23 protein-coding genes are annotated in these 24781 nt (G+C 64.0%); 11 read left to right on the plus strand and 12 right to left on the minus strand.

Annotated elements, in window-relative coordinates:
* Positions 1–6: 6 nt before the first annotated feature.
* Positions 7–1218 carry a cytochrome P450 gene (locus tag AC3EML_RS29895; RefSeq protein ID WP_352521572.1) on the plus strand — a complete coding sequence of 404 codons (1212 nt, stop codon included), beginning with the start codon at positions 7–9 and terminating at the stop codon, positions 1216–1218.
* On the opposite strand, the gene AC3EML_RS29900 is transcribed toward AC3EML_RS29895, so the two are convergent.
* The 4 genes from AC3EML_RS29900 to AC3EML_RS29915 form a co-directional block, all read right to left on the minus strand.
* A complete protein-coding gene (locus AC3EML_RS29900; RefSeq protein ID WP_023691919.1) occupies positions 1202–2116 on the minus strand; it encodes a glycosyltransferase family protein in 915 nt (304 codons plus the stop codon). The two genes, AC3EML_RS29895 and AC3EML_RS29900, sit on opposite strands and share 17 nt — an antisense overlap.
* A complete protein-coding gene (locus AC3EML_RS29905) occupies positions 2113–2988 on the minus strand; it encodes an alpha-1,2-fucosyltransferase (protein ID WP_023698639.1) in 876 nt (291 codons plus the stop codon). The genes AC3EML_RS29900 and AC3EML_RS29905 overlap by 4 nt, the downstream gene beginning before the upstream one ends.
* Before the next feature lie 105 nt (positions 2989–3093).
* A complete protein-coding gene (locus tag AC3EML_RS29910) occupies positions 3094–3453 on the minus strand; it encodes a hypothetical protein (protein ID WP_023691921.1) in 360 nt (119 codons plus the stop codon).
* Between the two features lie 88 nt (positions 3454–3541).
* A complete protein-coding gene (locus AC3EML_RS29915) occupies positions 3542–4690 on the minus strand; it encodes an amidohydrolase (RefSeq protein WP_023804632.1) in 1149 nt (382 codons plus the stop codon).
* A gap of 278 nt (positions 4691–4968) precedes the next feature.
* Here AC3EML_RS29915 and AC3EML_RS29920 point away from each other — a divergent pair, with 278 nt between their 5' ends.
* The 3 genes from AC3EML_RS29920 (at position 4969) to AC3EML_RS29930 (ending at position 6625) form a co-directional block, all read left to right on the plus strand.
* Entirely contained in the window at positions 4969–5964 is a 996-nt protein-coding gene (locus AC3EML_RS29920; RefSeq protein WP_023707585.1) for a GlxA family transcriptional regulator, read from the plus strand.
* Between the two features lie 68 nt (positions 5965–6032).
* Positions 6033–6314 carry a type II toxin-antitoxin system ParD family antitoxin gene (locus AC3EML_RS29925; protein ID WP_023707584.1) on the plus strand — a complete coding sequence of 94 codons (282 nt, stop codon included), beginning with the start codon at positions 6033–6035 and terminating at the stop codon, positions 6312–6314.
* A complete protein-coding gene (locus tag AC3EML_RS29930; protein ID WP_023707583.1) occupies positions 6311–6625 on the plus strand; it encodes a type II toxin-antitoxin system RelE/ParE family toxin in 315 nt (104 codons plus the stop codon). Before AC3EML_RS29925 ends, AC3EML_RS29930 begins: the two co-directional genes overlap by 4 nt.
* Here AC3EML_RS29930 and AC3EML_RS29935 read toward each other — a convergent pair.
* Genes AC3EML_RS29935 through eglC form a run of 3 tightly spaced genes read right to left on the minus strand, consistent with a single transcriptional unit; the run spans position 6612 to position 11120 of the window.
* Positions 6612–7931, minus strand: coding sequence for an HlyD family type I secretion periplasmic adaptor subunit (locus AC3EML_RS29935; RefSeq protein ID WP_023707582.1), 1320 nt, complete (start codon positions 7929–7931; stop codon positions 6612–6614). The genes AC3EML_RS29930 and AC3EML_RS29935 overlap by 14 nt on opposite strands.
* Before the next feature lie 3 nt (positions 7932–7934).
* Positions 7935–9695, minus strand: a complete 1761-nt coding sequence (locus tag AC3EML_RS29940; RefSeq protein ID WP_023733570.1) for a type I secretion system permease/ATPase — start codon at positions 9693–9695, stop codon at positions 7935–7937.
* On the minus strand, positions 9696–11120 hold the full coding sequence (gene eglC / locus AC3EML_RS29945) for an endo-1,3-1,4-beta-glycanase EglC (protein WP_023733571.1): 1425 nt from the start codon (positions 11118–11120) through the stop codon (positions 9696–9698). It abuts the gene before it with no gap.
* Between the two features lie 415 nt (positions 11121–11535).
* Between eglC and AC3EML_RS29950 the strand changes: the two genes are divergently transcribed.
* Positions 11536–11979 (plus strand): SRPBCC family protein, encoded by a 444-nt coding sequence (locus AC3EML_RS29950; protein WP_023683102.1) that lies wholly within the window; start codon positions 11536–11538, stop codon positions 11977–11979.
* Between the two features lie 70 nt (positions 11980–12049).
* Here AC3EML_RS29950 and AC3EML_RS29955 read toward each other — a convergent pair whose 3' ends face one another.
* The 3 genes from AC3EML_RS29955 to AC3EML_RS29965 all read right to left on the minus strand — a co-directional run bounded on the left by AC3EML_RS29955 (position 12050) and on the right by AC3EML_RS29965 (position 15424).
* On the minus strand, positions 12050–13015 hold the full coding sequence (locus tag AC3EML_RS29955) for a hypothetical protein (RefSeq protein WP_023726477.1): 966 nt from the start codon (positions 13013–13015) through the stop codon (positions 12050–12052).
* A gap of 128 nt (positions 13016–13143) precedes the next feature.
* On the minus strand, positions 13144–14646 hold the full coding sequence (locus AC3EML_RS29960; RefSeq protein WP_023691930.1) for a helicase HerA domain-containing protein: 1503 nt from the start codon (positions 14644–14646) through the stop codon (positions 13144–13146).
* 136 nt (positions 14647–14782) lie between these two features.
* Positions 14783–15424 (minus strand): glutathione S-transferase family protein, encoded by a 642-nt coding sequence (locus AC3EML_RS29965; RefSeq protein WP_023700072.1) that lies wholly within the window; start codon positions 15422–15424, stop codon positions 14783–14785.
* Between the two features lie 146 nt (positions 15425–15570).
* Between AC3EML_RS29965 and AC3EML_RS29970 the strand changes: the two genes are divergently transcribed.
* On the plus strand, positions 15571–15801 hold the full coding sequence (locus AC3EML_RS29970; protein ID WP_023669703.1) for a hypothetical protein: 231 nt from the start codon (positions 15571–15573) through the stop codon (positions 15799–15801).
* 132 nt (positions 15802–15933) lie between these two features.
* Here the strand turns inward: AC3EML_RS29970 and AC3EML_RS29975 are convergent, their stop codons facing one another.
* Complete coding sequence (locus tag AC3EML_RS29975) at positions 15934–16419, minus strand: hypothetical protein (protein WP_023669704.1); 486 nt, start codon at positions 16417–16419, stop codon at positions 15934–15936.
* Positions 16420–16594: 175 nt separating this feature from the next.
* On the opposite strand from AC3EML_RS29975, the gene AC3EML_RS29980 reads away from it, so the two are divergent.
* Together AC3EML_RS29980 and AC3EML_RS29985 are read left to right on the plus strand one after the other, a co-directional pair.
* On the plus strand, positions 16595–16960 hold the full coding sequence (locus AC3EML_RS29980; RefSeq protein ID WP_023707576.1) for a RidA family protein: 366 nt from the start codon (positions 16595–16597) through the stop codon (positions 16958–16960).
* 104 nt (positions 16961–17064) lie between these two features.
* The gene (locus AC3EML_RS29985; RefSeq protein ID WP_352521573.1) at positions 17065–18291 is read left to right on the plus strand and encodes an amidohydrolase/deacetylase family metallohydrolase; all 1227 of its coding nucleotides are present in this window, start codon (positions 17065–17067) and stop codon (positions 18289–18291) included.
* 154 nt (positions 18292–18445) lie between these two features.
* On the opposite strand, the gene AC3EML_RS29990 is transcribed toward AC3EML_RS29985, so the two are convergent.
* Positions 18446–20236: a flavin-containing monooxygenase gene (locus tag AC3EML_RS29990; RefSeq protein ID WP_023699139.1), complete on the minus strand. Its 1791-nt coding sequence runs from the start codon at positions 20234–20236 to the stop codon at positions 18446–18448.
* Between the two features lie 402 nt (positions 20237–20638).
* Between AC3EML_RS29990 and AC3EML_RS29995 the strand changes: the two genes are divergently transcribed.
* The 3 genes from AC3EML_RS29995 to kdpB all read left to right on the plus strand — a co-directional run bounded on the left by AC3EML_RS29995 (position 20639) and on the right by kdpB (position 24776).
* Positions 20639–20728 carry a K(+)-transporting ATPase subunit F gene (locus AC3EML_RS29995; RefSeq protein WP_023669708.1) on the plus strand — a complete coding sequence of 30 codons (90 nt, stop codon included), beginning with the start codon at positions 20639–20641 and terminating at the stop codon, positions 20726–20728.
* Between the two features lie 18 nt (positions 20729–20746).
* Positions 20747–22450 (plus strand): potassium-transporting ATPase subunit KdpA, encoded by a 1704-nt coding sequence (gene kdpA / locus AC3EML_RS30000; RefSeq protein WP_352521574.1) that lies wholly within the window; start codon positions 20747–20749, stop codon positions 22448–22450.
* A gap of 232 nt (positions 22451–22682) precedes the next feature.
* Positions 22683–24776 (plus strand): potassium-transporting ATPase subunit KdpB, encoded by a 2094-nt coding sequence (gene kdpB, locus AC3EML_RS30005; protein ID WP_023699135.1) that lies wholly within the window; start codon positions 22683–22685, stop codon positions 24774–24776.
* Positions 24777–24781: the final 5 nt, after the last annotated feature.

Here is a 24781-nt window from a genome sequence, read left to right on the forward strand (position 1 = left end):
GCCGTCATGACAGCTCCGCATTTCGATCCGTTCGCGCTCGGCGACGACCCGTTTCCGCATTTCGCCCGCATGCGCGCCGCCGGCGGCATTGCGCGCGGCGTCGCGCCCTATCCCGAGCTGGCCGACGCGCATTATGTGTTCAGCCATGAGCTGGTGTCGGGCGCGCTGAAGCATCCCGCTCTTCTTCAGGCGCCGCCGGGTACATATGAAGAGGTCCGCCGCAAGCTCGTCGACCATGCGCCCATGGCTCTGCTCAGCCGCTCGGTGCTGCTCGCCGATCCGCCTCAGCATGGCGCCTTGCGCCGGCCGGTCGCTGGCTTTTTCTCACGGCCGGCCATCGAAGCGCTGACGCAAGGTCTTCGCGCGCTGAGCCACGAGCTGGTCGAGCGTGCGCTGGCGGATGGCCGCGTCGACGCCGTCGCCGGGCTCGCCGTGCCAGTGTCCTTCTGGCTGCTGCAGGAAATCCTCGGCATCGAGATCGAGGACCCTTGGGCGTTGAAATCGGTGACCCGCCGCATGGCCAGCGCATTCGACCTGCGAAGAGCGCAGCCGCCGGCAGCAAGCGCCGAGGCCTATCGCGAATGCCAGGCTTTTGTCGAGGAGCGGCTGGCTCGACAGGCCTACCGGCCGGACGGAATGGTTGCCGGCATGGTGCGGGAGGTTGCGCAAGGCCGCTGGTCGCGCGAGGACATGGTGGCCAACATCGTCTTCATGCTGTTTGCCGGACAGGAGACTGTCGTCGACGCTCTCGGCAACGCAATTGTTGCGCTGGATCGCTTTCCCGAACAGCGCGCGCTGCTCGAGCGCGGCGCTGTCGACTGGAGCAGCGCGGCGGCCGAACTGCTGCGCTATGGCGCCTCGGTGCAATACGCCGTCGCCCGCATCGCGGCGCAGGACATCGACCTCGGCGACGTCAGGATTGCGGCTGGCGAAGCGGTCGTGCCGGTGCTCGGCAGCGGCAATCGCGACGATGCCGTCTTCGTCGATGGCGACCGGCTGGACCTCACGCGCCCGCCAACCATGTCGATGACCTTCGGCACCGGCCTGCATGTCTGCCTCGGGCAGCATGTCGCCCGTATCGAGATCGCGGCGATGATAGAAGCCCTGTTCACCCGTGCGCCCGGATGGCGGCTCGATGCCGCAAATGCCGAGCGCCGCGCCTCGATGTCGTTTCACGGCATGGCTACCGCGCCGCTGATCCTCAACCCCGCTGCGTGAAAAGCGGCCGCGTCTGGGGGATGACCGCCGGGTCGAGCGACCTGACGATTTCCGAAACCTTTGCCCGCAAGGCGCCCACCGTCGCATCGTCGAGCGGATCGAGAATATCGTTCTGATCTCTCGATACCCGGTACTCGTCCAGCGACGGCGCCTCGCTCGACGGCGTGAAGCCGCCGCCGCGGGCATGCTTGTCGGCCAGTTCCTGCCTCGATTTCACGGCATAGTGGCGGATCCAGCCGATCTTCCATTCCATCGGCATGGCCGCCGGGTGCTTGTCGAGCGTCATGCCGTCGACCAGCGTCCTGCGCAGCGAGATGCGGAAACCGTGCGGGTGCGGCATGAACTGCCCGGGATCCCGCAGCGCCTTGCGCAGCACCGAGGACACGCGGGCAAACGACTTCTTCCAGCGCGCGGTCGGGGCGTCATGCGTGCCGCGCCTTTGAAACCGCACCGTCACCAGTTCGTCGTCATAGGCCTCTTTGCCGTCGCTGCCGAAATTCACCCAGCGAAAGGCGACGCTGCGCACGCCCGGGCGGCTCAAAAGCGAGCGGACCAGTTCGGCTCCGCTCCAGGGCGGCGCGTCGAGCGGCTCGAGGAACTCGTCGGCGTCCATGAAGCCCAGATAGCGATAGCCGTGGAGCAATGCCTGCCAGTAAAGATAGGAATAGGCCCGCCGCTGCGGCAGCACCGTGTCGTGTCGCCAGTCGACCAGCCGGATCCAGCCGGCATCGCGCAACGCCTGGAGCACCGCCGTCTGCGGTCCGGCGCTGCAGTTGTCGGCGATCATCAGGTCGAAGCCATGCAGCTTGTGCCAGGCGACCCACTCGATCACATAGGGCTGCTCCAGCTTCATGATCGCGCAGATCACCGGCCTGTTGACGGAAAACGGAATTCTCATCGCAACGCTTTCCCCGCGCCACCCGCTGCTGCTTGAGGCTCGACCTGCCGGAACGGGATCGCATCGCCATAAAATGCCGCAAGCTGCTCCGAAGAGCCCGTCCAGTCGCCCATGTCGAACTGGTGGAACCGATAGCGTGGGTCGTCAAGGGGCAGCAGGTCGATATCCGGCCTGATGCACCGGTCGAATATGCCGGCCACCGGCAGATGGATCGTCCGCGCCGAAGACAACCAACCGGCCAGCCAGGAGAAGCTGCTCACCCCCGTGACGAGATGGCTCGCCCGGCGCAGCGTCTCGAAATCGGTCAATGGCGACGCCTTCGGCGCGAAGACAGCATCGGGAAAACGCTGACGCAGGCGCCGGCAATAATCGTTGTCCTCATGGGTCTGGCCGACGAAGACCGGCTTGCGGCCGCTATCCTTGATGAGCGTCTCGAAGAAGCCGAATGGCATCGGGCAATAGTTGCGGTGGAAGCCGTCGAGGATGTCGCCGGCCCGCACATGGATGACGAGAAAATCGTCGCCATGGGTCGGCGCGGCGACGGCACGCCCGTCGAACAGCCCGGAGACCTCGTCCCGGTCATAATAACCCAGCCGCTGCGCGAAGCCCTTGAAGCGGATGCTCCGCGCCCGCCTGTCGCGGAACGCGGCTATGATCCCGTCGAGGTCGTAGCGGTGATAGCCGTCGACCCGAAGCAGCCGGTATTTCCACAACAAAGGCGGCCGCACCCTGGCAATGGACCATTCCGGCAGGTCGGCGTCGCAGACATAGCCACCGGGGATACGCTTCGCCAGCACATGGCAAAACATGTACTGGAACATCTTGTTCGCCATGCCGCCAAACGGCTGCATCACGATGGGCACTTGCCGCATTGGACCCCTTTCGCCAAAGACGGTCATTGTTACCCGAGCTGCGCGGGCCGGTCGACTGGCCTCTGACGCCAAGGGCGCATCATGATCGCCGCCGGCAAGCCACCCTCAGGGGTAATGCGTCGGCTTTGGCGCGTAGATCTTTGGATCGAAGTCCAGATCCCTCGGCAAGGGCAGGCTTGAGCACTGCAAATGCACCTCGCGTGCGAGCAGCCTTCGCTGCTTCTGCTCGTTCTCCTTGATGGCCGCCACGAGGCCCATGCTGTAGGGCCCCAGCACGACGCCGGCGGCCCATCCCGGATGCTCCTTCTCGCGCGCGTCGTAATTCATGGCATCGGTGCGGGCCTGCTGGCATTCCGGCGTCGCCCATTTCGGGTCTTGGGTCGAGAGCGAGGCTCCATACTGGACCGGAGACGATACGCACCCTGCCACTGTCGCAGTCAACGCGACGACCATTGCAATTCTCATCCGCAAGCCCCTCCTAATGTAGGAGGCGACTACAAGACGATTCCAGCGGGAAAAAGGCAGCTCCAGGATGCGGATTTTGCAGGGCCGCTCACCCCAGCAGGTTGCGCGCCGTGCGCATGAAGATCTTCGAACCGATCGGGATCAGATCGTCGGGAAAATCATAATCGGGATTGTGCAATGACGGGGTGCGCTCGCCCGCGCCGAGGAAGAACATCGCCGACCTCGCCTTGTGGCCGAAGATGCCAAAATCTTCCGAAGCGCGCATCGGCAAGGCTTCCTCGCTGCGCGCGACGCCCTCTTCGTCCAGCGCGCGGTTGAGATGTTCCACCGCGTCTGGAGCGTTGACGCTGGCGACGAAGATCTCGTGATAGTCGCAGCGCACGGAAAGGTGGTGCTCGGCCGCGATCCTGGTGGCCAACGCTTCCGCCGCCGCGACCAGTTCCGCCATGCGCTCGTCGCGCCTTGTACGCAGCGTCGCCCACACCTCGGCGTAGCCGGGCGCGATGCCGAACACGGCCTCGCCCATCGTCGCATGGGTGACGGTGACCATGCTGAAATCATCGTCGGCAAAGGTACCGCGCCCCAGTGCCGGAAGCGTCGGCATCAGCTGGCTGATCGCCGGCATCGGCGACACGCCGGTTTCGGGCATGGAGGAATGCGCGGTCTTGCCCTCCAGCACGATGCGGATGCCGCGCGAGGCGCAGTTGACCACGCCGGGCTTGAGCCGCACCTCGCCGAACGGCACGCCCGGCAGATTGTGCAGCGAGAAGGCGAAGTCCGGCGCGATCTCGCCAAAGCGTGGATCGGCGACGACGCCGGCGGCACCATTGCCGGTCTCCTCCGCCGGCTGGAACATCAAGACGACGCGGCCGCGCGCCGGCCGTTCTCGTCCGAGCTGACGGCCAAGTGCGGCCAGGATCGCGGTGTGGCCGTCATGGCCGCACATATGCGATTTTCCCGGCACCTGCGAGGCATGCTCGACGCCCGAAAGCTCCTCGATCGGCAGCGCATCGATCTCCGAGCGGAACAGCACCGTCGGTCCCGCCTGGCCGCTGTCATAGACCGCCGCCACGCCATGACCGCCGAGGCCGGTCAGTACCTTGTCCGGCCCTGTATCGGCGAGGAAGCTGACGACTTCCTTGGCGGTCTGTTCTTCCTCGTTGGAGATTTCCGGGTTTTGGTGCAGCTTGCGGCGCCATGCCGTCAGCTCGATGATATCGCGATTGGTGAGGGTCATGGCTTGGGCTCCGCTTTGGTGCTGCAGGTTACACAAACACGATAGGGTTTTTCTCACGCCGTGCCATGCTGATCAATTCCACTGGTCCATCTGCCTGTCTTGTGTGAGCGTAGATGACGACATCCCATGACCACCACACAACCCAGAGAATTTCCAGCTCCGCACTGAGGCCGTCGATCTCATCTCCGACATCCGGTGGCTTCTCCTGAAAAGCGCCGCGTGCTCGCCTGTGCGACATCTTTGCTTCCATCCACCCGAAGGAACGTTTCGGAGCAACAATGGCCAGGCGGTTTGCGTTTCTCTTGGTTCGCGACTTCACGCTGTCGCCGCTGTCGCTGTTCATCGACACGCTGCGGCTGGCCGGCGATGAAGGCGACCGCAGCCGCCGGATCGAGTTCGACTGGGAGATCGTCGGCGAGCGTGGCCTGCCGATCCGCGCGAGTTGCGGTGTCGAGTTGCTGCCGACCAAGGCGATCGGCAATCCGCAGGAGTTCGACAATGTCGTCGTGGTCGGCGGTCTGCTCGACACCAACCGCAGCCTCAGCTCCGAAAAGGAGGCCTTCCTGTTGCGGGCGGCCGAAAAGTGCGTGCCGCTGACGGCACTCTGCACCGGCAGCTTCGTGCTCGCGCGCTACGGCCTGCTCGATGGCTACAGTGCCGCCGTCAGCTGGTTCCATATCAAGGATTTCCGCAGCCAATTCCCTGACGTGAACGCCCATGCCGACAGCCTGTTTTCCGTCGATAGGGGCCGCTCGACCTGCGCCGGCGGCACGGGTGCGGCCGACCTTGCCGGCCATTTCGTGTCGCAGTTCATCGGCCGCAAGGCTGCGGAAAAAGCCGCCAAGATCCTCGTGCTCGACCGCATCCGCTCGAGCCTGGATGTGCAGCCCGTCGGCGATCTCTTTCCGGCCGCGTCGAGCCGAGCGGTGAAACGGGCGCTGCTTCTGATGGAAAGCAATCTCCAGGAGACGCTGTCGGTCGCCGAGATCGCGGGCCGGTTGCATTTATCCCGGCGCCAGCTTGAGCGGCTGTTCTGCGCCGAGCTCGGCATCGGCCCGATGGCCGCCTATCTTGCGCTGCGCGTACATCAGGCCAAGTCGCTGCTGGAGGGGAGCGACTTGGCAATCGGCGACATCGCCTACCGCTGCGGTTTTCCCAATGCCGGCCATTTCAGCCGTGTCTTCCGCCATCAGACCGGTATCACGCCGACCCATCTCAGGCATCCGAACCGAATGTCCGGTGTCTTTGCCGACGGCAAGGGGAGCGGTCCCTAAGCCTATATTGGGGCGTGCGATCTCGCCGTTGGTATGATAATATCATACCAACCTGATAGGAGGGATCCATGTCCGCCACCGAAAAACGCACCTTCAGCCTGCCGGCCGAGCAGGCTGCTTTCATCGACCAGCTCGTTCGGTCCGGCACATACGCGACCAGCAGTGAAGTGATCCGCGCCGGTCTTCGCGCATTGCAGGAACGCGACGCCGCTGTGGAGCGCTGGCTGCGTGAGGAGGTCGCGCCGACCTATGATAGGTGGAAGGCAGACCCCTCCCAGGCCATCCCGGCCGACAAGTCTTTTGAAAGCATTCGCGCACATCACGCAGCTCGCCTCAAGGGGAACGTGTGAAGCGCCGGCATGTTGTCCTTTTGCCGGAAGCCCAGACGGACCTGTTATGGATATACGATACGGTCGCTCACGCATCCGGCAACCTCACCGCCCTTCGCTACATCGAGCGGATCGAGCGATTTTGCCTGGGTCTCGACTATGCCTCGGAACGCGGAACCCTAAGGGATGATGTGCGGCCGGGGCTTTGCATCGTTGGCTTCGAGCGCCGCCTGACTGTGGCCTTCACCGTAGAAGGCGACCAGGTGGTGATTCTCAGGGTGTTCTACGGCGGCGTCAACTGGGAGGACGAGTTGGCGCCTATCGCTCCGTGAACGCCCGCGCGAACGAGTCCAGCATCGGCCGCGCCAGATATTCGAGGAAGGTTCGGTCGCCGGTGCTGATAAACGCCTCGACCGGCGTTCCCGGGTAAAGCTGCTCGGCTTTCACGCCCTGCGGCAGCGTGTCGGTGATCTTCAGCCTGGCGCGGAAATACGCCTCATGCGTGGTTTCATCGATCAGCCGGTCGGCGGAAATTTGCGTCACCGTAGCCGGGACCTCAGGGGTGAGGCGCGCGTTCAGGGCGGACAGCCTGAGCTTCGCCGGCTGGCCGACGCGAACCAGGTCCACGTCTTTCGGCCGCAGCTTCGCGTCGACGATGAGGCCCGACGCGGTCGGCAGGATCTCCATGATCTTCTGCCCCGGCGCAATCACGCTGCCTTTGGAGTTGTAGATCGAGGATACCACGATGCCGGCTGCCGGCGCCTTGATCGTCGTGCGCCCCAGCACCGCCTCGGCTGCGGTGATCTGTTCGCCGATGTCGGCCAGGCTGGTGCGAACCTCGTCGAGCTTGGTCAGCGCGTCCTCGACGCGCTGCGTGGTCGCGCGCTCGACCTGCGCCTGGGCTTCGACGATCTGCGTCTTGGTCGCTGCGATATCCGCCTCCAGCGCGCCGGCCTGGCCGACCAGATCGGCCTCGCTGCGCAGAAGCTGCGAATATTCGCTGCGGTTGGTGAGACCCTTGTCGAGCAGGCCGGTCTTGATGCCGAGTTCCTTCTTCACGATCTCGGCCTGTTGCTGGATGGCGAGTTTCTGCGCCTCCAGTCCCAGCGCCGACTCACGATGCATGGCGACGCGCTGCGCCAGGATCGACTGCTCGGAGCGGAACCGGGCGAGCCTGGCCTCGAACTCCTTCTGCTGTTCGTGCACCAGATTGTCGAAATCGCGCTGGAACGGCGCGGGTGCTGCTTCGGCGATCGGCGCCAGCCTGTCCGATCCGTCGCGCTCGGCCTCAAGTCGCGCGGCACTTGCCCTGAGCGCGATCGTCTGTCTGGTCAGCCGGTTGAGGTCGGTCTGAGCCGCCCTGCGGTCGAGCAGGACCAGCGGTTCGCCTTGTTGCACGCGGTCGCCTTCATGCACCAGCAACTGCTCGATGATGCCGCCCTCGGGGTGCTGGATGAGGATGTTGCCGCCCGTCGCCGAGATCGTGCCGGAGGTGATCACCGCGCCGGAGAGCGGCGCGTTCGCCGCCCAATAGCCGAAGCAGCCGACGAAGAGCGCTATGGCCACGTAGCCGACGACGGCCATGCGGCGGAAGTCGGTGCGCGGTCGACCTTCGAAGGCGAGGCTCTGCTGCATCATCGTCTATGACCCGAAGCGGACGCTGTGCGGGCGCACGGTCGGCACGAACGAGCCTGTCACCACCGCGCTCCCGGCCTTGCCGGCCGCCGGTTGCCTCAGCACCTCGCTCGCAGGGCCGAAAGCTTCGACCATGCCGTTGCGCAGGACCATGACGCGGTCGCAGGCCGCGGCGATCGAAGGGCGATGCGTGATGACGACTGTCGTGACGCTTACACTTCGCGCGGCCGAAAGCATCCCTTCGAGCGCCGCCTCCCCACTGCCGTCGAGATGGGCGTTGGGCTCGTCCAGCACCAGCATGCGTGGCTTGCCGTAGAAGGCGCGCGCCAGCCCTATCCGCTGGCGCTCGCCGCCCGACAGCACGGTATGCGACGGGCCTATCATGGTCTGATAGCCGTCGCGCAGCGTGAGAATCAGCTCATGCGCCTCGGCGCGCCTGGCCGCTTCGACGATCGCGGCGTCATCGGCGTCGGGTTCGAAGCGGGCGACATTTTGCGCGATCGATCCCGGGAAAAGCTCCACCTCCTGCGCGAGATAGCCGATATGCCTGCCAAGCTGGGTTTCGTCCCAGCTCCTCAGGTCGGCGCCGTCGACCCTGACCGCGCCGCCGGTCGGCTGCAGCGCGCCCACAAGCAATTTCGCCAGCGTCGATTTGCCGGCCCCGCTCGGGCCGACGATCGCCACCGCTTCGCCGGCGCCGATGGCAAAATTCAACCGCTTGAGGATGGGCTCCGTGCCGAAAGCCGCAGTCGGCGCGATGAAGAACAGATCCTGCACCGAAATCGCGCCCAATGGATCGGGCAGTGCGAGCTTGCGCCCCTGCGCTGGTTGCGCCGCAAGGGCGGTGTCCAGCCGCTTCCAGCATCGCTTGGCGTCGACGATCTGCCGCCAGGATCCGATCAGCTGGTCGAGCGGCTGCAGCGCGCGCGACGACACCAGCGACGAAGCGAAGATCATGCCGGCGGTCATCTGCCCTTGTAGCACCAGCCACGCGCCGGCGCCGAGGATCGCCAGTTGCAGCATCATGCGCAGCGCCCGCGACGTCGCGCTGAAGATCGCATTGGCGCTTCCGGAACGGTCATGCAGGGTCAGCGCCTCAGCAACGTGTTGTCCCCAGACCGCGGCGGCATTTTGCACCATGCCCATGGCGCGCAGCGTGTCGGTGTTGCGGGCGAAGGCCTGTTCCGCCTGGCTGGCCACCGCCGAGCGTTCCGCCGACATGGCATCGTTCCTGCCGATGGCAAGCTGGTTGGCCACGACCAAGAGAAACAGCAGCACGGCGCCGGCGAGCGTCAGCCAGAACAGGACGGGATGGATGAAATAGAGCAAGGCCAGGAAGACGGGCGCAAACGGCAGGTCGAACAACACCGCCACGCCGCGCGACCTGATGAAGGCGCAAGCAGTGGCAAGGTCGTTCAGCGGCGACAGCCCGCTGCCGGCATGTCTGGCGCCAAGCGAGGCGGCGAACGTCCGCGCGCCCAGTTTCTGGTCGACGGTGGCCGCAACACGCTGCGCGTAGATGGCGCGGACCGCGTCCAGCAGGCCGAGGAAGGCGAGCGCGACCACCGCCATGACGGAGAGATAAAGCAGAGTCTCGACGCTGGAGGACGGCAACACCCGGTCATAGACCTGCAGCAAATAGAGCGGGATCACCAGGAGAAGGATGTTGATCAGCAACGAAAAGATGCCGATATCGGCGATGCCGCGCAGGAAAACCGGGCGCAGGCCGATGGCCGCATCCCTGAGTGGCGCGCGGTCCCGTGACATCTAGACGGCGTGCTCGGCTGTCGTGCTCAGATGGCTCTGCTGCAAATCGTTCAGCGTATAGGCGTGGATATAGTCGATCTTCATTTGCGCGGGCGTCGCCAGATGGTCGGGCGGCGCGCCGGCTTGACCGCCGACCGCAAGGTCGACCAGCATATACATGGGCTTGTTCATATCGGACGGCGTCGCCGCTTCCGCGACCTGGACGCCATCATAGGTCCAGACCAGCTTGTCCGGCGTCCACAACAGGCCATAGGTGTGATAGCCGTCGGTGTTGGAGACATTCACCGTCGACCCGACCGTGGTGTGGGTTCCCGTCTCATTTGTGTGCGCGGTCATGAGAAGCGCATTCGGGTTCTGCCCATACATTTCGATCACGTCGAGTTCCGGTGGCCATGAACCGTCTTCGGGCAGAAGCCAGAAGGCCGGCCACGCGCCGGCGTTTTCCGGGAGATCGGCCCGCATTTCGAAATAGCCATAGGTCTGCGAGAAGGTGTCGTGCGTCGTCAGTATGCCGGAAGTGTATTCGTAATTGTTGATCAGCGGCTTGATGTCGTCGGGCGTATGCGCCGCGGTTATGGTGAGCACGCCGCTTGCGACGCTGAACGGATGGACCGAGCTGGTCGGCGCATAATTGGCGTCGATATACCATTGCAGCTCGCCGTTCTGGGGCTGCGAGCTGCCGTTCTGCGCCCCCCACCAGAAATTGGAATCCCAGATGCCGCTCTGGCCGTTCCACAGGCTCAGCGTGTTGAAATCGTCGTTGAAAGACAGCGTCATGCCGGTCTTGTCGATCGGCAGCTCGAACTGGCCGGGCTGAAACTTGTCGATCGTGGTGTTGTGGAACACCAGCACCTCGCTCGAGCCGAGGTTCAGCTGCACGTTCGATCCCACCTGGACCATATTGGCGTGGACGGCCTCGAACGAGGTGAAGGCATAGCCGTTGAGGCGCACCGTGTCGGTCGCGCCGAAATCGGAGATAAGGTCGCTGCCATTGCCCTTGGTGATGATGAAGGTGTCGGCGCCGGCGCCGCCGATCAGCACGTCATTGCCCTTGCCGCCGTCCAGCGTCTGGCTGCCAGCGCCGCCCGTTATGATGTTGTCCTGACCATTGCCGAAGGCATAGTGGCCGTCGCCGGTGACGACGAGGTTCTCGAAATTCGCGGGCAGCTTGTAGCTCATCCAGGTATCGATCGTGTCGACGCCCGCGCCGTAGTTCTCGACCGCTTTGTTGATCGTCGAATAGAGATGGTAATAGTCGTCGCCCGCGCCGCCATACATGGTGACCTTGACGTTGGTGTCGCCCCAGAAGGAATCGTTGCCCGAGGTGCCGTAGCGGTAAGGCGCGCCTCCAGTCGCCGAGAACCAATGGGTGGAAGCGCCGGTATACGGAAGTGGAATGCCTTTGGCGTTGAGGACTGTGGTCATTCCGACACTCCTTGCGCGTGCTGCCTTGGTCGTTCGACAACCTTCGAGCGACCATTTCGGATCAACTCTTAAATTGATCCGTCGTTCCAGGGAATCATTCTATAGTACACCAAGGAGATCGTCGCCCATCATTTAATAGATAATGCCGAAGGTGTTAAGCTGATCCTAATACAACTTTGTAGGAGAGACTTAAAATTTTAATAAATTGTGAGATCCGCGCCGAAAAGTTAGGCAACCTGTCAATGATGCATGCAATTTGACGCGACACGACCGCCTGCCTGAGGCGGCGGTCGAAGTCGCGGGCGGATGGCCGCGGGCAAAGGGCTCAAGAAAATTTGACAGGCTATGTCGGACCGGGTGAGGTTCACCCGTCCTTGGGGCATCGGACAACGAAACCACAAAGGATACCGAAGAGATGCCAAGCACCGTACGTTTGCACCGCGTTCTGACGACCAGCCCGGAGAAGGTCTACCGCGCATTCACAGAAGCCGACGCGCTGGCGAAATGGCTTCCGCCGAACGGCTTCACTTGCACGGTACACAGCTTCGACGCGAAAGTCGGTGGCGCCTTCAAGATGTCGTTCCGAAACTTCACGACGGGCGGCAGCCATTCCTTCGGCGGCGAATATCTCGAACTCGTTCCCGGCGAGCGCCTGCGCTACACCGACAGGTTCGACGACCCCAATTTGCCCGGCCAGATCGAAGTGACCGTGCTCCTGAAGAAAGTGTCGGTCGGCACGGAACTCGACATCACGCAGGCCGGCATTCCGGACGTTATTCCGGCCGAAGCCTGCTATCTCGGCTGGCAGGAGTCGCTGCGCAATCTGGCAAAGCTCGTCGAACCCGAGATCAATCAGTAGAGCCCATCGGATCGGCGGCGCCGCCCAGCCAGTCCGCGCCGCCGACAATGCCGAGCCGAGGACTCATCCCTCACGGCCCGGTGCAGATCGGCAACGGTTGTGGCGGCGGTGGCGGGTTGTCCTTGGCGTATTGCGCGATGATCGGCTCAAGGCTCTTTCGCGGCCAGAATTTCGGCTTGCCGATCTCCTTCAGGCAGGACGCATTCCAATAGGCGCCCGATTTACCAACGGCGGTGATGTCGCGCGATTCCGGGTAGATATAGAGCGTCGTCGGATTGCCCTTCACCATCGAAATGATCTGGTCGGCGTCGGACGGCGACCAGCTGGTGCAGCCATTGCTGCGGCCGCCGGCATAATCCACCAGCTTGCCGTATGGCACGAAGCCGTCATGGTCGGCATAGGAGCTGTTCGGGTTCTTGCGCAGGCACATGCCGCGCAACAGCCGCGCCGCGTGGCCACCGATCACCCGCTGCCTGGCATTCGCCGTCTCCCCCTCACCGTCGAACTGGATGAAGGTGCGCAGCAGCGCCTGGTCCTTTTTTGCGCCGATGCGGTAAAAACCCTTGAATGAGGTCTTTGCCTCGCCGGTCATATAGGCGCCACCGGTCGTCAAGGACGAGTCCAGGGCATTGCCGAAGTTTTTCGCGCAGCGTTTGCCGTTGGAGAAATCGACCACGCCTTTCAAATTGCGGCCGCCGCCATGGCCCGACGAGATCGCCCTGAACGACTGCTTGGCCTCGCAAATGACGTAGTAGCGCCGCCCTAGCACGCCATTGCCGAGATCGCCGGGGCGCGTCGCATCCATGGCGAAATAGCAGCCATTGTGGACCGCGCCTTGCGCGACCTTTTTCAGGTAAAGCGCGCGCGCCCGCTCCAGCACCACTTGCGAAATCTCGCCGTCGTCATTGCCGACGTGGGCCTGCAGCCAGGCCGGTATATCGGAGGACGCGGCAAAAGACCGGGCAGACATCGTCAAGGCGATGCCGGCGACGGCGAGGAGGCCAAAGACAAAGACAGCCAGAGATTTCAACCGCACCGGACAACCCTCCCGCCCGAACCGTTCTGCGATTCTCGGAAACCCATCATAAATCGTCGCGCGCCGATCGGCGAAACACATCTTGTTCAGAACCGCGCAAGCAAGTCAGGTAGCTGCCTGTTCGCCTTTCAGAGCGCCAGGCTGCCCTGTTCCGCCTCCGCGGCATTGGGGTCGCCCGGCGCCGTCGCCCAGGCGAGCTCGACCAGCGTCACCGTGCGGCGGCCGGTGCCGTCGAGCTGGCAGACGATGAGGCCCTGCTCCTCGATATAGGTGAGCAGCCGCCGGGCGCGGCGCAGCGAATGCGAGCCGTAGGCGCGCGCGATCGCCGCGTCGCTCGGGCACGGCCAGCCCTCCTTGGCGGCGCGGGCGATCATCATGAACACGCCCTGCATGTCCTCGGGCAGCAGCGAGGCGCGCACGGAAACGTCCTGCCAGGCGTCATCGCCTGCCATGTCGGCGCCGAGCCCGGCGCGGGCACGCGTCAGCATGCGACGGAATTCTGAGAGGTCCGGCACCACCGAAGCGAGGCCTTCGATGCGGCAGCGGACGACGAACTCCTGATAAAGCACGCCGATGACGCGGAAACCCGCATCGGGCTGCGCCAGGATGGCGCGCAGGACACGGTCCACCCGCTCTCGCCGCTCGGCCATATCCTCGGCGCTTACCGCCGGTTCCGCAGGTTCCGGGCGGATCTCCATCGCCGCCGATTTGGCCGCCATCAGCTGGTCGAGCAGCTCCGGCGACGCCATCCGGCGCGGCGCGCGCATCGTCTCGGGCGGCGGCGCCGCCAGGATGATGGCGCGCGCGTCTTCAAGCGCTGTTTCCGGCATTGCCATCAGCCGCGGCGTACCGTTGCGCGGGCTGGTCTCGGTCTGGCCGATGCGCACGCCCAGCGGACGGCGCGACAGCGCTGGGCCCAACGCCATGAAGTGCCCGCGCTCCAGGTCTCGAAACGCCTCGGCCTGACGCCGTTCCATGCCCAGAAGGTCGGCGGCGCGCGCCATGTCGATATCGAGGAAGGTACGGCCCATGAGGAAATTGGACGCCTCCGCCGCGACATTCTTGGCGAGCTTTGCCAGCCGCTGCGTGGCGATGATGCCGGCAAGGCCGCGCTTGCGGCCGCGGCACATCAAATTGGTCATGGCGCCGAGCGAGAGCTTTCGCGCCTCGTCGGACACTTCGCCGGCCACGGCGGGCGCGAACAGCTGCGCTTCGTCGACCACCACCAGCATCGGATACCAATGCTCGCGGGCAACCTCGAACAACCCGCCGAGAAAGGCAGCGGCGCGCCGCATCTGGTTCTCGGCATCGAGCCCTTCGAGATTGAGCACCGTGGAGACGCGGTGGATGCGCGCCCGCTCGCCGGCTGCTTGCAGGCCACGCTCCGTATGCTCCTCGGCATCGATGACCAGATGGCCGTAATGGTCGCCCAGCGAGACGAAATCGCCTTCCGGGTCGATGATGGTCTGCTGCACCCAGGGCGCGCTCTGCTCCAGGAGCCGGCGCAAAAGGTGCGATTTGCCGGAGCCGGAATTGCCTTGCACCAGAAGCCGGGTCGCCAGCAGCTCCTCAAGGTCGAGCGCCGCCGGCGCACCCGCCGTCGTCTGTCCCATCTCGATGGCTACGGTCATGTCACGACTCTCCTTGCGGACAGGGCTTATCAACCCGGCCGCGAGCCGTCGAGCGCGCCATGGCAACTCGCCCGCTGTTCCACACCTATGCTGCCAAAGCGCCACACATCAGCCCATCTGCCCAAAGGGAAGCACATCAAGCGGAGTTGACCGGCGGCAGAAGCGGCGCGTCCAGCCCGTCGAAGGGATCGCGCCAGGCATCGATGGCTTCGAGCCGGCGATACCAACCCAGAACAGAGGGATAGTCCGCCAGCGGCAGGCCGGCTGCATCGTTGAACGGCAAAAACGTCGCCATGCGGAAATCGGCATAGGAAAGCGACTTGCCCACAAGCCATGGCCGCTTGGCGAGCTCCGCCTCGAGAATCGCTGCCGCGATGCGGAACTCCGCCAGCCCCTCCTCGACCTTGCCCTGGTCGACAGGCCCAATCCCGTAGCGCTGCTTGGTTCCGCGCTCGAAATGCACGATGTCGCAGGCCCGGACGAAATTCTCCTTGCCCCAGCTCAGCCAGCGGATCATGTCGGGTTGGTCATCGCCGCCGCGCCAGAAATCCGAACCCGCTTCGCGCGACAGAAGGCAGGCTATGGCGTCTGCTTCCCACAGGCTGCCGCCCGGCCATGCCAATATCGGCAGGGTAAGATTGGGATTGAGCTGACGAAACCGCTCAGCCTGCCCGGGCGCCATGGGTGCCGCAAACTCACACTCGACCTTGGCCTGCAGATGACGTGCAGTTGCAACCGCGAGGCGCGGATTGGGATTGCGGCTGAAGTACAGTTTCATGTCCCGTCCTGGACGCTGTGGGCTCGATCCTATCAAACACGCAAACGTGCCCTCCAGGCAATCTGGTCGGACCACGATTCCGCTGGCACACGCCGTCGTTCGGCGTATTATTTCCTTCGGGAGAGGGTTCTTGGCAGGAGGAAGCCATGAACGTAGTGCCGAGCGTACCTGTCATCGACGTGACAACCCAGAACCTTGTTTCCTCTGCGCTTTCCAGATTCCGCGCCGGCGATACCGTCTCGACCAGGGCGGCGCTCGACGCCATCCGCCGCATGGATCCAACCTGTGTCGACAGCGACGACGATCTCGTCGAACTCGTCGTCATGGCGGCAATTGGTAAGACCATGGCGGTTGTGTTCGACCACCGCTCCCGCTAGCCCTGTTGGACGAACCTGTCCCGTTCAACTCGCTTGAGCTCGAGTGGGTTCGGTTGGCGAGCTTTTACAGCTGCAGCCCGGAAGCGGACGTCTTCGTGCGCGAAGGCCGGCAATAGCATAAGCGGGTAAACCTCAGATCCCCAAGGGATGTGGCATGTAGCCGACGAAGCCGCCGATCTTCCAGTGGCCCGCCACCTTCCTGCAAAAATACAGCGTCTGCCATTTCAGCTTGTCGACGCTGCCATCGGCCTTGGCCACCGAGCCGTTGAACTTCTTGTGCAGCACGGCGCGGTCGCCATCGACATCGATGTCGCGCATGTTGGTGACGCGAAACAGCGCCTCGCGCAGCGGCTCGGCGAATCTGGCCGCCGCCGTCTCCTTGGCCTGGCGCAGCCATTCGTCGCGATAGACGGCAAGGCTCGGGAATTGCAGACGCCAGGCGTCGGCATCGCTGAGGAAATGCGCATGCATGCCGAAGAAGCTGTCGGCGAGGAAATCATCCTCGACCATCGACCAGTCCTGACCGATAAAGGCGTCGATGTCGCGCCGCACCAACATTTCCCAGAGCGCGTGGCGATCGGCATCGCCCTCTGGAAACGGGTTCTTGTCGAAGGTCATTGAAATCTCCTGTCGGGAAAATGCGACGCGCAAGATGCTGGCGAGCCTGCGATAAAGCAACACGCGTTTGGAAAAATGCTGCTTTCCAAAAAGCCCCCTATGAGGATCACCGGGACAGGCGTAGAGCGGTCGCCGAAAACGGGGCGCGGCCCGCCATTCTGAACAGGAGTTTCCTTTGCCTAAAGAGTGTTTTGGAACATCCCACGTGCCGCTGTCGCCGGCCGTGCGCGCCGGGGATTTCGTCTACATCTCAGGCCAGGTGCCGGTCGACAGCGACCGCATCGTGGTCAAGGGCGGCATCACCGAGCAGACCGAGCAGGTGCTGCAGAATGTGAAGGCGGCACTCGCGCTGGCCGGTTGCACCATGGACGATGTCGTCAAGACCACGGTCTGGCTCGAGGACGCGCGCGACTTCGGCGCCTTCAATGCCGTCTACGCCAAGCACTTCCCGAAGAATCCGCCGGCCCGCACCACGGTCGAATCGCGGCTGATGATCGACATCAAGATCGAGGTCGAAGCCGTCGCCTACCGGCCGGTTTGACCAGCCGGGGCATGATCCCGAAAAGTGGAGACGGGGTTTTCTCGGACAAACGGAAACCGTTTTGTCCAGAGATCATGCCCCAAAACGAAGAGAGGCAGGCGCCGATGCAGTTCGATCTCCTGATCAAGGGCGGCCGCCTGATCGATCCGGCCTCGGGCCTGGACGCGCCGCGCGATGTCGCCGTTGCGGGCGGACGCATCGTGGCCATCGAGGCGGCGATCGATGCCAAGCACGCCACCAAGATAGTCGACGCTCGTGATTGCATCGTCACGCCCGGCCTCATCGATTTGCATAGCCATGTCTATTGGGGCGGCACCTCGCTGGGCGTAGACGCCGACCGGCTGGCGGCCAAGAGCGGCACCACGACCTTCATCGATGCCGGCAGCGCCGGCGCCGGCAATTTTCTGGGCTTTCGCCGCCATGTCATCGAGCGCTCGAAGGTGCGCATCCTGGCCTATGTCAACATCTCCTTTGCCGGCATATTCGGCTTCTCGCAAAGCGTCTCGGTCGGCGAATGCAGCGATCTCAGGCTCTGCGAGCCACGCGAGACGGTGGCCGCGGTGCGCGAGCACGCCGATGTCGTCGTTGGGGTAAAAGTGCGCTCCGGCAAGCATGCCGGCGGCGCCAGCGGCATCGCCCCGGTCGATCTTGCGCTGGAAGCCGCCGACCAGGTCGGTCTGCCGCTGATGGCGCATATAGACGAGCCGCCGCCCGGCCGTTCCGAGGTGCTGCCACGGCTGCGCCGCGGCGACATCCTCACCCATTGTTTTCGGCCATTCCCCAACGCGCCGGTGTTCGCTTCCGGCGCGGTGCGGCCGGACATGCGGCTGGCCCGCGAACGCGGTGTCATCTTCGACATCGGCCACGGCATGGGATCGTTCGACTTCGCCGTGGCGAAAGCGATGCTGGCCGAGGGCCTCGCGCCCGACGTCATCTCCAGCGACGTGCATCTCTACTGCGTCGACGGTCCGGCCTTCGACATACTGGTCTGCATGTCGAAGCTGATGGCGCTGGGCATGCCGCTGGTCGAGGTGCTGCGCGCCGCCACGCAAAGGCCAGCCGAGGCGATCGCCAGGCCGGAGCTTGGGACGCTGAAAGTTGGCGGTGTCGGCGATGTCGCGGTGCTGAGACTGCGCCCCGGGCGCTTTACCTTCGTCGATGCGGTCGGTGCGGCGCTGATCGCGGATCAGCGGCTGGTCTCAGAAGGCATTGTTATCGGCGGTGTCTGGTGGCCGAACGAGGCGCCCGACCACAACGAGACCGAGCGCTTCGAGCCGCATGCGGCACATACGCATGTCGAGGTCGCGGCACGGCATTTCGGGCGTGGATAATCTCCCTCCTTGAGGGGGAGATGGCCGGCAGGCCAGAGGGGGTCGGTTCGACCGGACGCAAGCTCCGCGCGGCAGCTGGAGGTCAGCGCTCCACGCGCGGCGACCCCCTCTGTCGCCTTCGGCGACATCTCCCCCTCGAGGGGGGAGGAGATCGCTAGCGCCCTGCGTTACTCACCGCCCCAAACACCGGCGTCGCAATCCCTTCCATCCGCGCCTTGATCTGCAGCGCCACATATTTCGAGTAAAACCGCGACAGCGCCAGATTGCCGCCGTGGAACCACAGCGCGTCCTGCGCCGTCGGCTTCCACATGTTGCGCAGCTCGCCTTGCCAAGGACCGGGATCGCCCTTGACGCCGGAGCCGAGGCCCCAGCATGGCCCGACCTTGTCGGCGACCTCGCGCGAGACGATGGCCGCCACGGTCTCGTTCATCGACTGGTAGCCGGTACAGGCGACGATCGCATCGACGGCCAGCTCGCTGCGGTCGTCGAACAGGATGCCGGTCGGCGTCAATGAACTGATGCCGACGCCGCTCTTCACTTTGATCTCGCCATTGATGATCAGTTCGCAGGCGCCGACATCGATGTAGTAGCCGGAGCCGGTGCGGTAGGCCTTCATCAACAGCCCGGTCTCGTCCTCCCCGAAATCGATGGCGAAGCCGGCGGCGCGTAGCTGGTCGTAGAAGTCTGCGTCGCGTGCCTTGATCACCTCGTAAAGATCCCGCTGGCCCTTGGGTACAAGCGCGAACGGCGTGGACGCGACGATCAGGTCGGCCTTGTCGGTGCTGATGCCGCGCGCCAAAGCCTTTTCCGAGAAGATCTCGAAGCCGACTTCCATCAGAGTGTCGGATTTCACCACTGTCGTCGGCGACCGCTGGATCATGGTGACGTCTGCGCCGCTCTCCCAGAGGTCGACGCTGACATCGTGCCCCGAGCTTGCCGCGCCGATGACAGCGACACGTCTGCCGCGGAATTTCTCGCCGCTTGCATACTGGCTGGAATGCAGGAGTTCGCCCTTGAAGGTCTCGGCGCCGGGCAGCGCGATCTGGCGTGGCGGGCCATAGGCGCCGGTGGCAAAGACAATGTGCTTCGGCTTCAGCGTGATCTGCCGGCCGACGCGGTCGACCACCACAGTCCACACCTTCTCGGCCTCGTCATAGCTGGCGCTGAGGCATTTGGTGGCGACCCAGTAGTTGAGCTCCATCACCCTGACATACATCTCCAGCCAGTCGCCCATCTTGTCCTTGGGCGTGAACACCGGCCAGTTCTCCGGGAACGGAATGTAGGGCAGATGGTCGTACCAGACCGGATCGTGGAGCACGAGCGAGCGATAACGGTTGCGCCAGGAATCGCCGGGGCGCGCATTTTTCTCGATGATGATGGTGGGCACACCGAGCTGCCTCAGCCGCGCGCCGAGCATGATGCCGCCCTGCCCGCCGCCGATCACCAGGCAATAGGGCTGCTCGGTGGCGCCGAGGTCGCGCGTCTCGCGCGCCCGCGCCTCCGCCCAGGTTTCGCGCTTCGGATCGGCCTTGTGACGGATACCAAGCGGCCGCGCCGGTCCCTTTTGTTCCTCGAACCCCTTGAGCTCACGCACCGCCGTGAACAAGGTCCGGCAGCGGCCGTCCGTAAGGCGCACAATCCCTTCGCCCCGCGCGACCGCCGTTTCGAACGTGAACCAGGCCTCGACGGTGCCCTCATCCGAGGTCGCCTCGCCGGACAGCGTCCAGTGTGAGGGCTTCGTTTCCGCCAGCGTCGCTTGCAGCATGTCGCGGATCTCATCGCGGCCTTCCATCGTGGTGATGTTCCAGGTGAAAGCCAGCAGATCGCGCCAGTAGCAATCCTCGACGAACAGGTTGGCGGCCGCCTCGGCGTCATCAGCTTCCAGCGCCCGTGCAAGCGCGCAAAGCCATGTCGCCGCCTGTTTCGATGGTGCCATGTCGAGCATCTGTTTTTCCCTCACTTTGCGTTCCCATTGTTTCGAAAGACGGAGCCGCCGCAAGAGGGGTCGCGATATCATGGCGTCGGTTTCTAGCGGCCCGGAACGGAGCCATCTCCCGGAAATCTTTATAGGAATTTTATATCTTTCCTCCCGGCCCCGTCTCGAACCTTTATGGCGATCGGGTCCATATTCCATCTCGAGCAAAACGCTGCGGACGCCGTGACCCCAGAGTTACGGCGGGCCGTTCTCATGGAATTTCTGGCTCGCCAGTCGCTGGCGCCAAATACAAGCAGAAGCAAGGACCAACACAAATGGACATCGTCGTCATCGGGATCGAGGTTTTGTTCTTCGGTCTTTCCCTCGCCTACATCAAAGCTTGCGACGCTCTTTAAGCGGAAGGATCGCACCATGCTTGTCGATTACATCCTCGGTGGCGGCGTGACCTTGTTCCTGCTCGTCTACCTGACATACGCCCTCGTTCGCCCAGAACGCTTCTGAAGCAAGGCACGGAAACCCATGACACTCAACGGATGGATACAGATCCTGGTTTATTGCGGGATCGTCGTTTTGCTGGTGAAGCCGCTCGGCGGCTACATGTACCGCGTCTTCAATGGCGATCGCACCTTTCTCTCGCCCATACTCGGGCCCGTTGAGCGCGGCCTCTACCGCATTTCGGGAACCAGCGAGCGCGAGGAGCAGCACTGGACGACCTACGCGGCAGGAATCATCTTCTTCAGCCTTGCCAGCTTCCTGGTGCTGTACTTTCTGCAACGCCTGCAGGGCGTCCTGCCTTACAATCCGGCCGGGATGGCATCGGTCGAACCCAATCTCGCCTTCAACACTGCCGTCAGCTTCGTCACCAACACCAACTGGCAGAATTACGGCGGCGAAAGCACGTTGTCCTACCTCGTGCAGATGGCCGGCCTGACTGTTCAGAACTTCATGTCCGCCGCCGTCGGCATTGCCATTGCGGTGGCGCTGATCCGCGGCTTCGCCCGCGCCTCGGCCAAATCGATCGGCAATTTCTGGGTCGATATGACCCGCTGCACGCTCTACATCCTGCTGCCGCTCAGCATCGTGCTCACCCTTGTCTATGTCTGGCTCGGCATGCCGCAGACGCTCGGGCCTTATGTCGACGCCACCACGCTGGAGGGCGCCAAGCAGACGCTCGCCCTTGGGCCGGTCGCCTCGCAGGTCGCCATCAAGATGCTCGGCACCAATGGCGGCGGCTTCTTCAACGCCAATGCCGCGCATCCTTTCGAAAACCCCGACGCCATCTCCAACATGATCCAGATGGTGACGATCTTCGCGCTGGGTGCTGCACTCACCAACGTCTTCGGCCGCATGGTCGGCAACCAGCGCCAGGGCTGGGCGATCCTGGCCACGATGGGTGTGCTGTTCATCGCTGGCGTCGTTATCTGCTACTGGGCGGAAGCCGCGGGCAATCCGCTGGTCCATGCGTTGGGCGTCGACGGCGCCAACATGGAAGGCAAGGAGAGCCGCTTCGGCATTGCCGCTTCGGCACTATTCGCCGTCATCACCACGGCTGCGAGCTGCGGTGCGGTGAACGCCATGCATGACTCGTTCACAGCACTTGGCGGCCTGATCCCGATGCTCAACATGCAGCTCGGCGAAGTCATCGTCGGCGGCGTCGGCGCCGGCTTCTACGGCATCGTCATGTTCATCGTCATCACCGTGTTCGTCGCCGGCCTGATGGTTGGCCGCACGCCCGAATATCTCGGCAAGAAGATCGAGGCCAAGGAGGTCAAGATGGCAATGCTCGCCATCCTCGCTCTGCCGTTGGTCATGCTGGTCTTCACGGCAATAGCGGTCGTGCTGCCAAGCGCCGTCGCCTCGATGGCCAATGGCGGTCCGCATGGCTTCTCCGAGGTTCTTTATGCCTACACTTCGGCGGCGGCCAACAACGGCTCGGCCTTTGGCGGCCTTTCCGGCAACACGCCCTGGTACAACATCACGCTCGGCATCTCCATGTGGGTGGGTCGCTTCTTCGTCATCATTCCAGCGCTTGCCATTGCCGGCTCGCTAGCGACGAAGAAGACGGTTCCGGCTTCCGCCGGCACCTTCCCGACCGACGGCCCGCTGTTCGTCGGCCTGCTCGTCGGCGTCATCCTGATCGTCGTCGGCCTGACCTTCTTCCCGGCACTGGCGATCGGACCGATCGTCGAGCACCTGGCTGCCATCAACGGCCAGACATTCTGAGGCTTGTCATGTCCTGGTTCTACCCAAAACGCATGAAGGCCCGGCCGCGAGCCGGCCCACGAGCCGGCAATGAGGGGGAGGAAACGCCCCCTCCCTTCCCCAGCGTATCTACCTTCCTCGGCCTCGCGGCAGTCATGATCGTGATCTGGCTGCTGGCCTATGGTCCGCCGCCCCTCTTTTCGGCATCCGATCGGTCGGTGCCGGCCAACAGTTCAGATACTGGAGCCACCAAATGAGCCAGTCCAAATCCGCGAGCATCATGGATGCCCGCATCCTGTGGCCGGCCATCGGCGGCGCCTTCAGGAAACTCGACCCCCGCACGCTGGTCAGGAACCCGGTGATGTTCGTCGTCGCCATCGTCTCGCTTCTTACCACGGTCCTGTTCGTCAAGGATCTCGCCACCGGCGGCGGCGATTTCGGCTTTACGCTGCAGATCATCATCTGGCTGTGGTTCACCGTGCTGTTCGCCAACTTCGCCGAGGCCGTCGCCGAAGGCCGCGGCAAGGCGCAGGCCGATTCGCTGCGCAAGGCGCGCACCGAAACCCAGGCCAAGCTGCTTGCCGGCGAAGACCGCTCCAGGTTCAAGCTGGTGCCCGGCACCAGCCTGAAGGTTGGCGACATCGTGCTGGTCGAAGCCGGCGACATCATCCCGTCCGACGGTGAAGTGATCGAAGGCGTGGCCTCGGTCAACGAGGCGGCAATCACCGGCGAGTCCGCACCCGTCATTCGCGAATCCGGCGGCGACCGTTCGGCGGTCACCGGCGGCACGCAGGTTCTGTCCGACTGGATTCGCGTGCGCATATCAGCCGCCTCCGGCCACACCTTCCTCGACCGCATGATCTCGCTGGTCGAGGGTGCCTCGCGCCAGAAGACGCCCAACGAGATCGCGCTCAACATCCTGCTCGTCGGCATGACGCTGATCTTCGTGCTGGCCACCGCCACGATCCCGAGCTTTGCCTCCTATTCCGGCGGCTATATCCCGGTGACGGTGCTGGTCGCGCTGTTCGTCACCTTGATCCCGACCACCATCGGCGCCCTGCTGTCGGCCATCGGCATTGCCGGCATGGACCGCCTGGTGCGCTTCAACGTGCTGGCCATGTCCGGCCGTGCCGTCGAAGCGGCGGGCGACGTCGATACGCTTTTGCTCGACAAGACCGGCACCATCACGCTCGGCAACCGCCAGGCCACCGAATTCCGCCCGGTCAAGGGCGTCACCGAACAGGAACTGGCCGATGCCGCGCAGCTCGCCTCGCTCGCCGACGAGACGCCTGAGGGACGCTCGATCGTCGTGCTGGCCAAGGAGAAATACGCCATCCGCGCCCGTGACATGGCAACCTTGCATGCCAGCTTCGTGCCCTTCACCGCGCAGACCCGGATGAGCGGCGTCGACATCGATGGCTCGTCGGTGCGCAAGGGCGCCGTCGATTCGGTTCTCGCCTATGTCAGCCAGTCGTCATCGGCCACTCACGGCACGCGCCCCGGCAGCGACACCGTCAAGGATCTCCAGGCGATCGCCGACGAGATCGCCAAGTCGGGCGGCACGCCGCTGGCCGTCGAGCGTGACGGCCGCCTGCTCGGCGTCGTCCACCTCAAGGACATCGTCAAGGGTGGTATCCGCGAGCGCTTTGCCGAACTGCGCAAAATGGGCATCCGCACCGTGATGATCACCGGCGACAATCCGATGACTGCGGCGGCGATCGCAGCCGAAGCCGGCGTCGACGATTTCCTCGCCCAGGCCACGCCCGAGGACAAGCTGAAGCTGATCCGCGACGAACAGGCCAAGGGCAAGCTGGTCGCCATGTGCGGTGACGGCACCAACGACGCGCCGGCCTTGGCGCAGGCCGATGTCGGCGTCGCCATGAACACCGGCACGGTTGCCGCCCGCGAGGCCGGCAACATGATCGACCTCGATAGTGACCCGACCAAGCTGATCGAGATCGTCGAGATCGGCAAGGCGCTGCTGATGACGCGCGGCTCGCTGACGACCTTCTCGATCGCCAACGACGTCGCCAAATACTTCGCCATCATCCCGGCCATGTTTGCCGTCTTCTACGTTGCGCCGGGACATACAATCGGCCCCCTGCAAGCGCTCAACATCATGCATCTGGCGACGCCGCAGAGCGCCATCCTGTCGGCCATCATCTTCAACGCGCTGATCATCATCGCTCTGATCCCGCTGTCGCTTAAAGGCGTCAAATACCGCGCCATCGGCGCCGGCGCGCTGCTCAGCCGCAACCTGCTGGTCTACGGCCTCGGCGGCATCATCGTTCCCTTCGTCGGCATCAAGGCGATCGACATGATCGTCACCGGCCTCGGCCTCGCTTAAGGAAA

This window comes from Mesorhizobium sp. P170090, assembly GCF_057786115.1.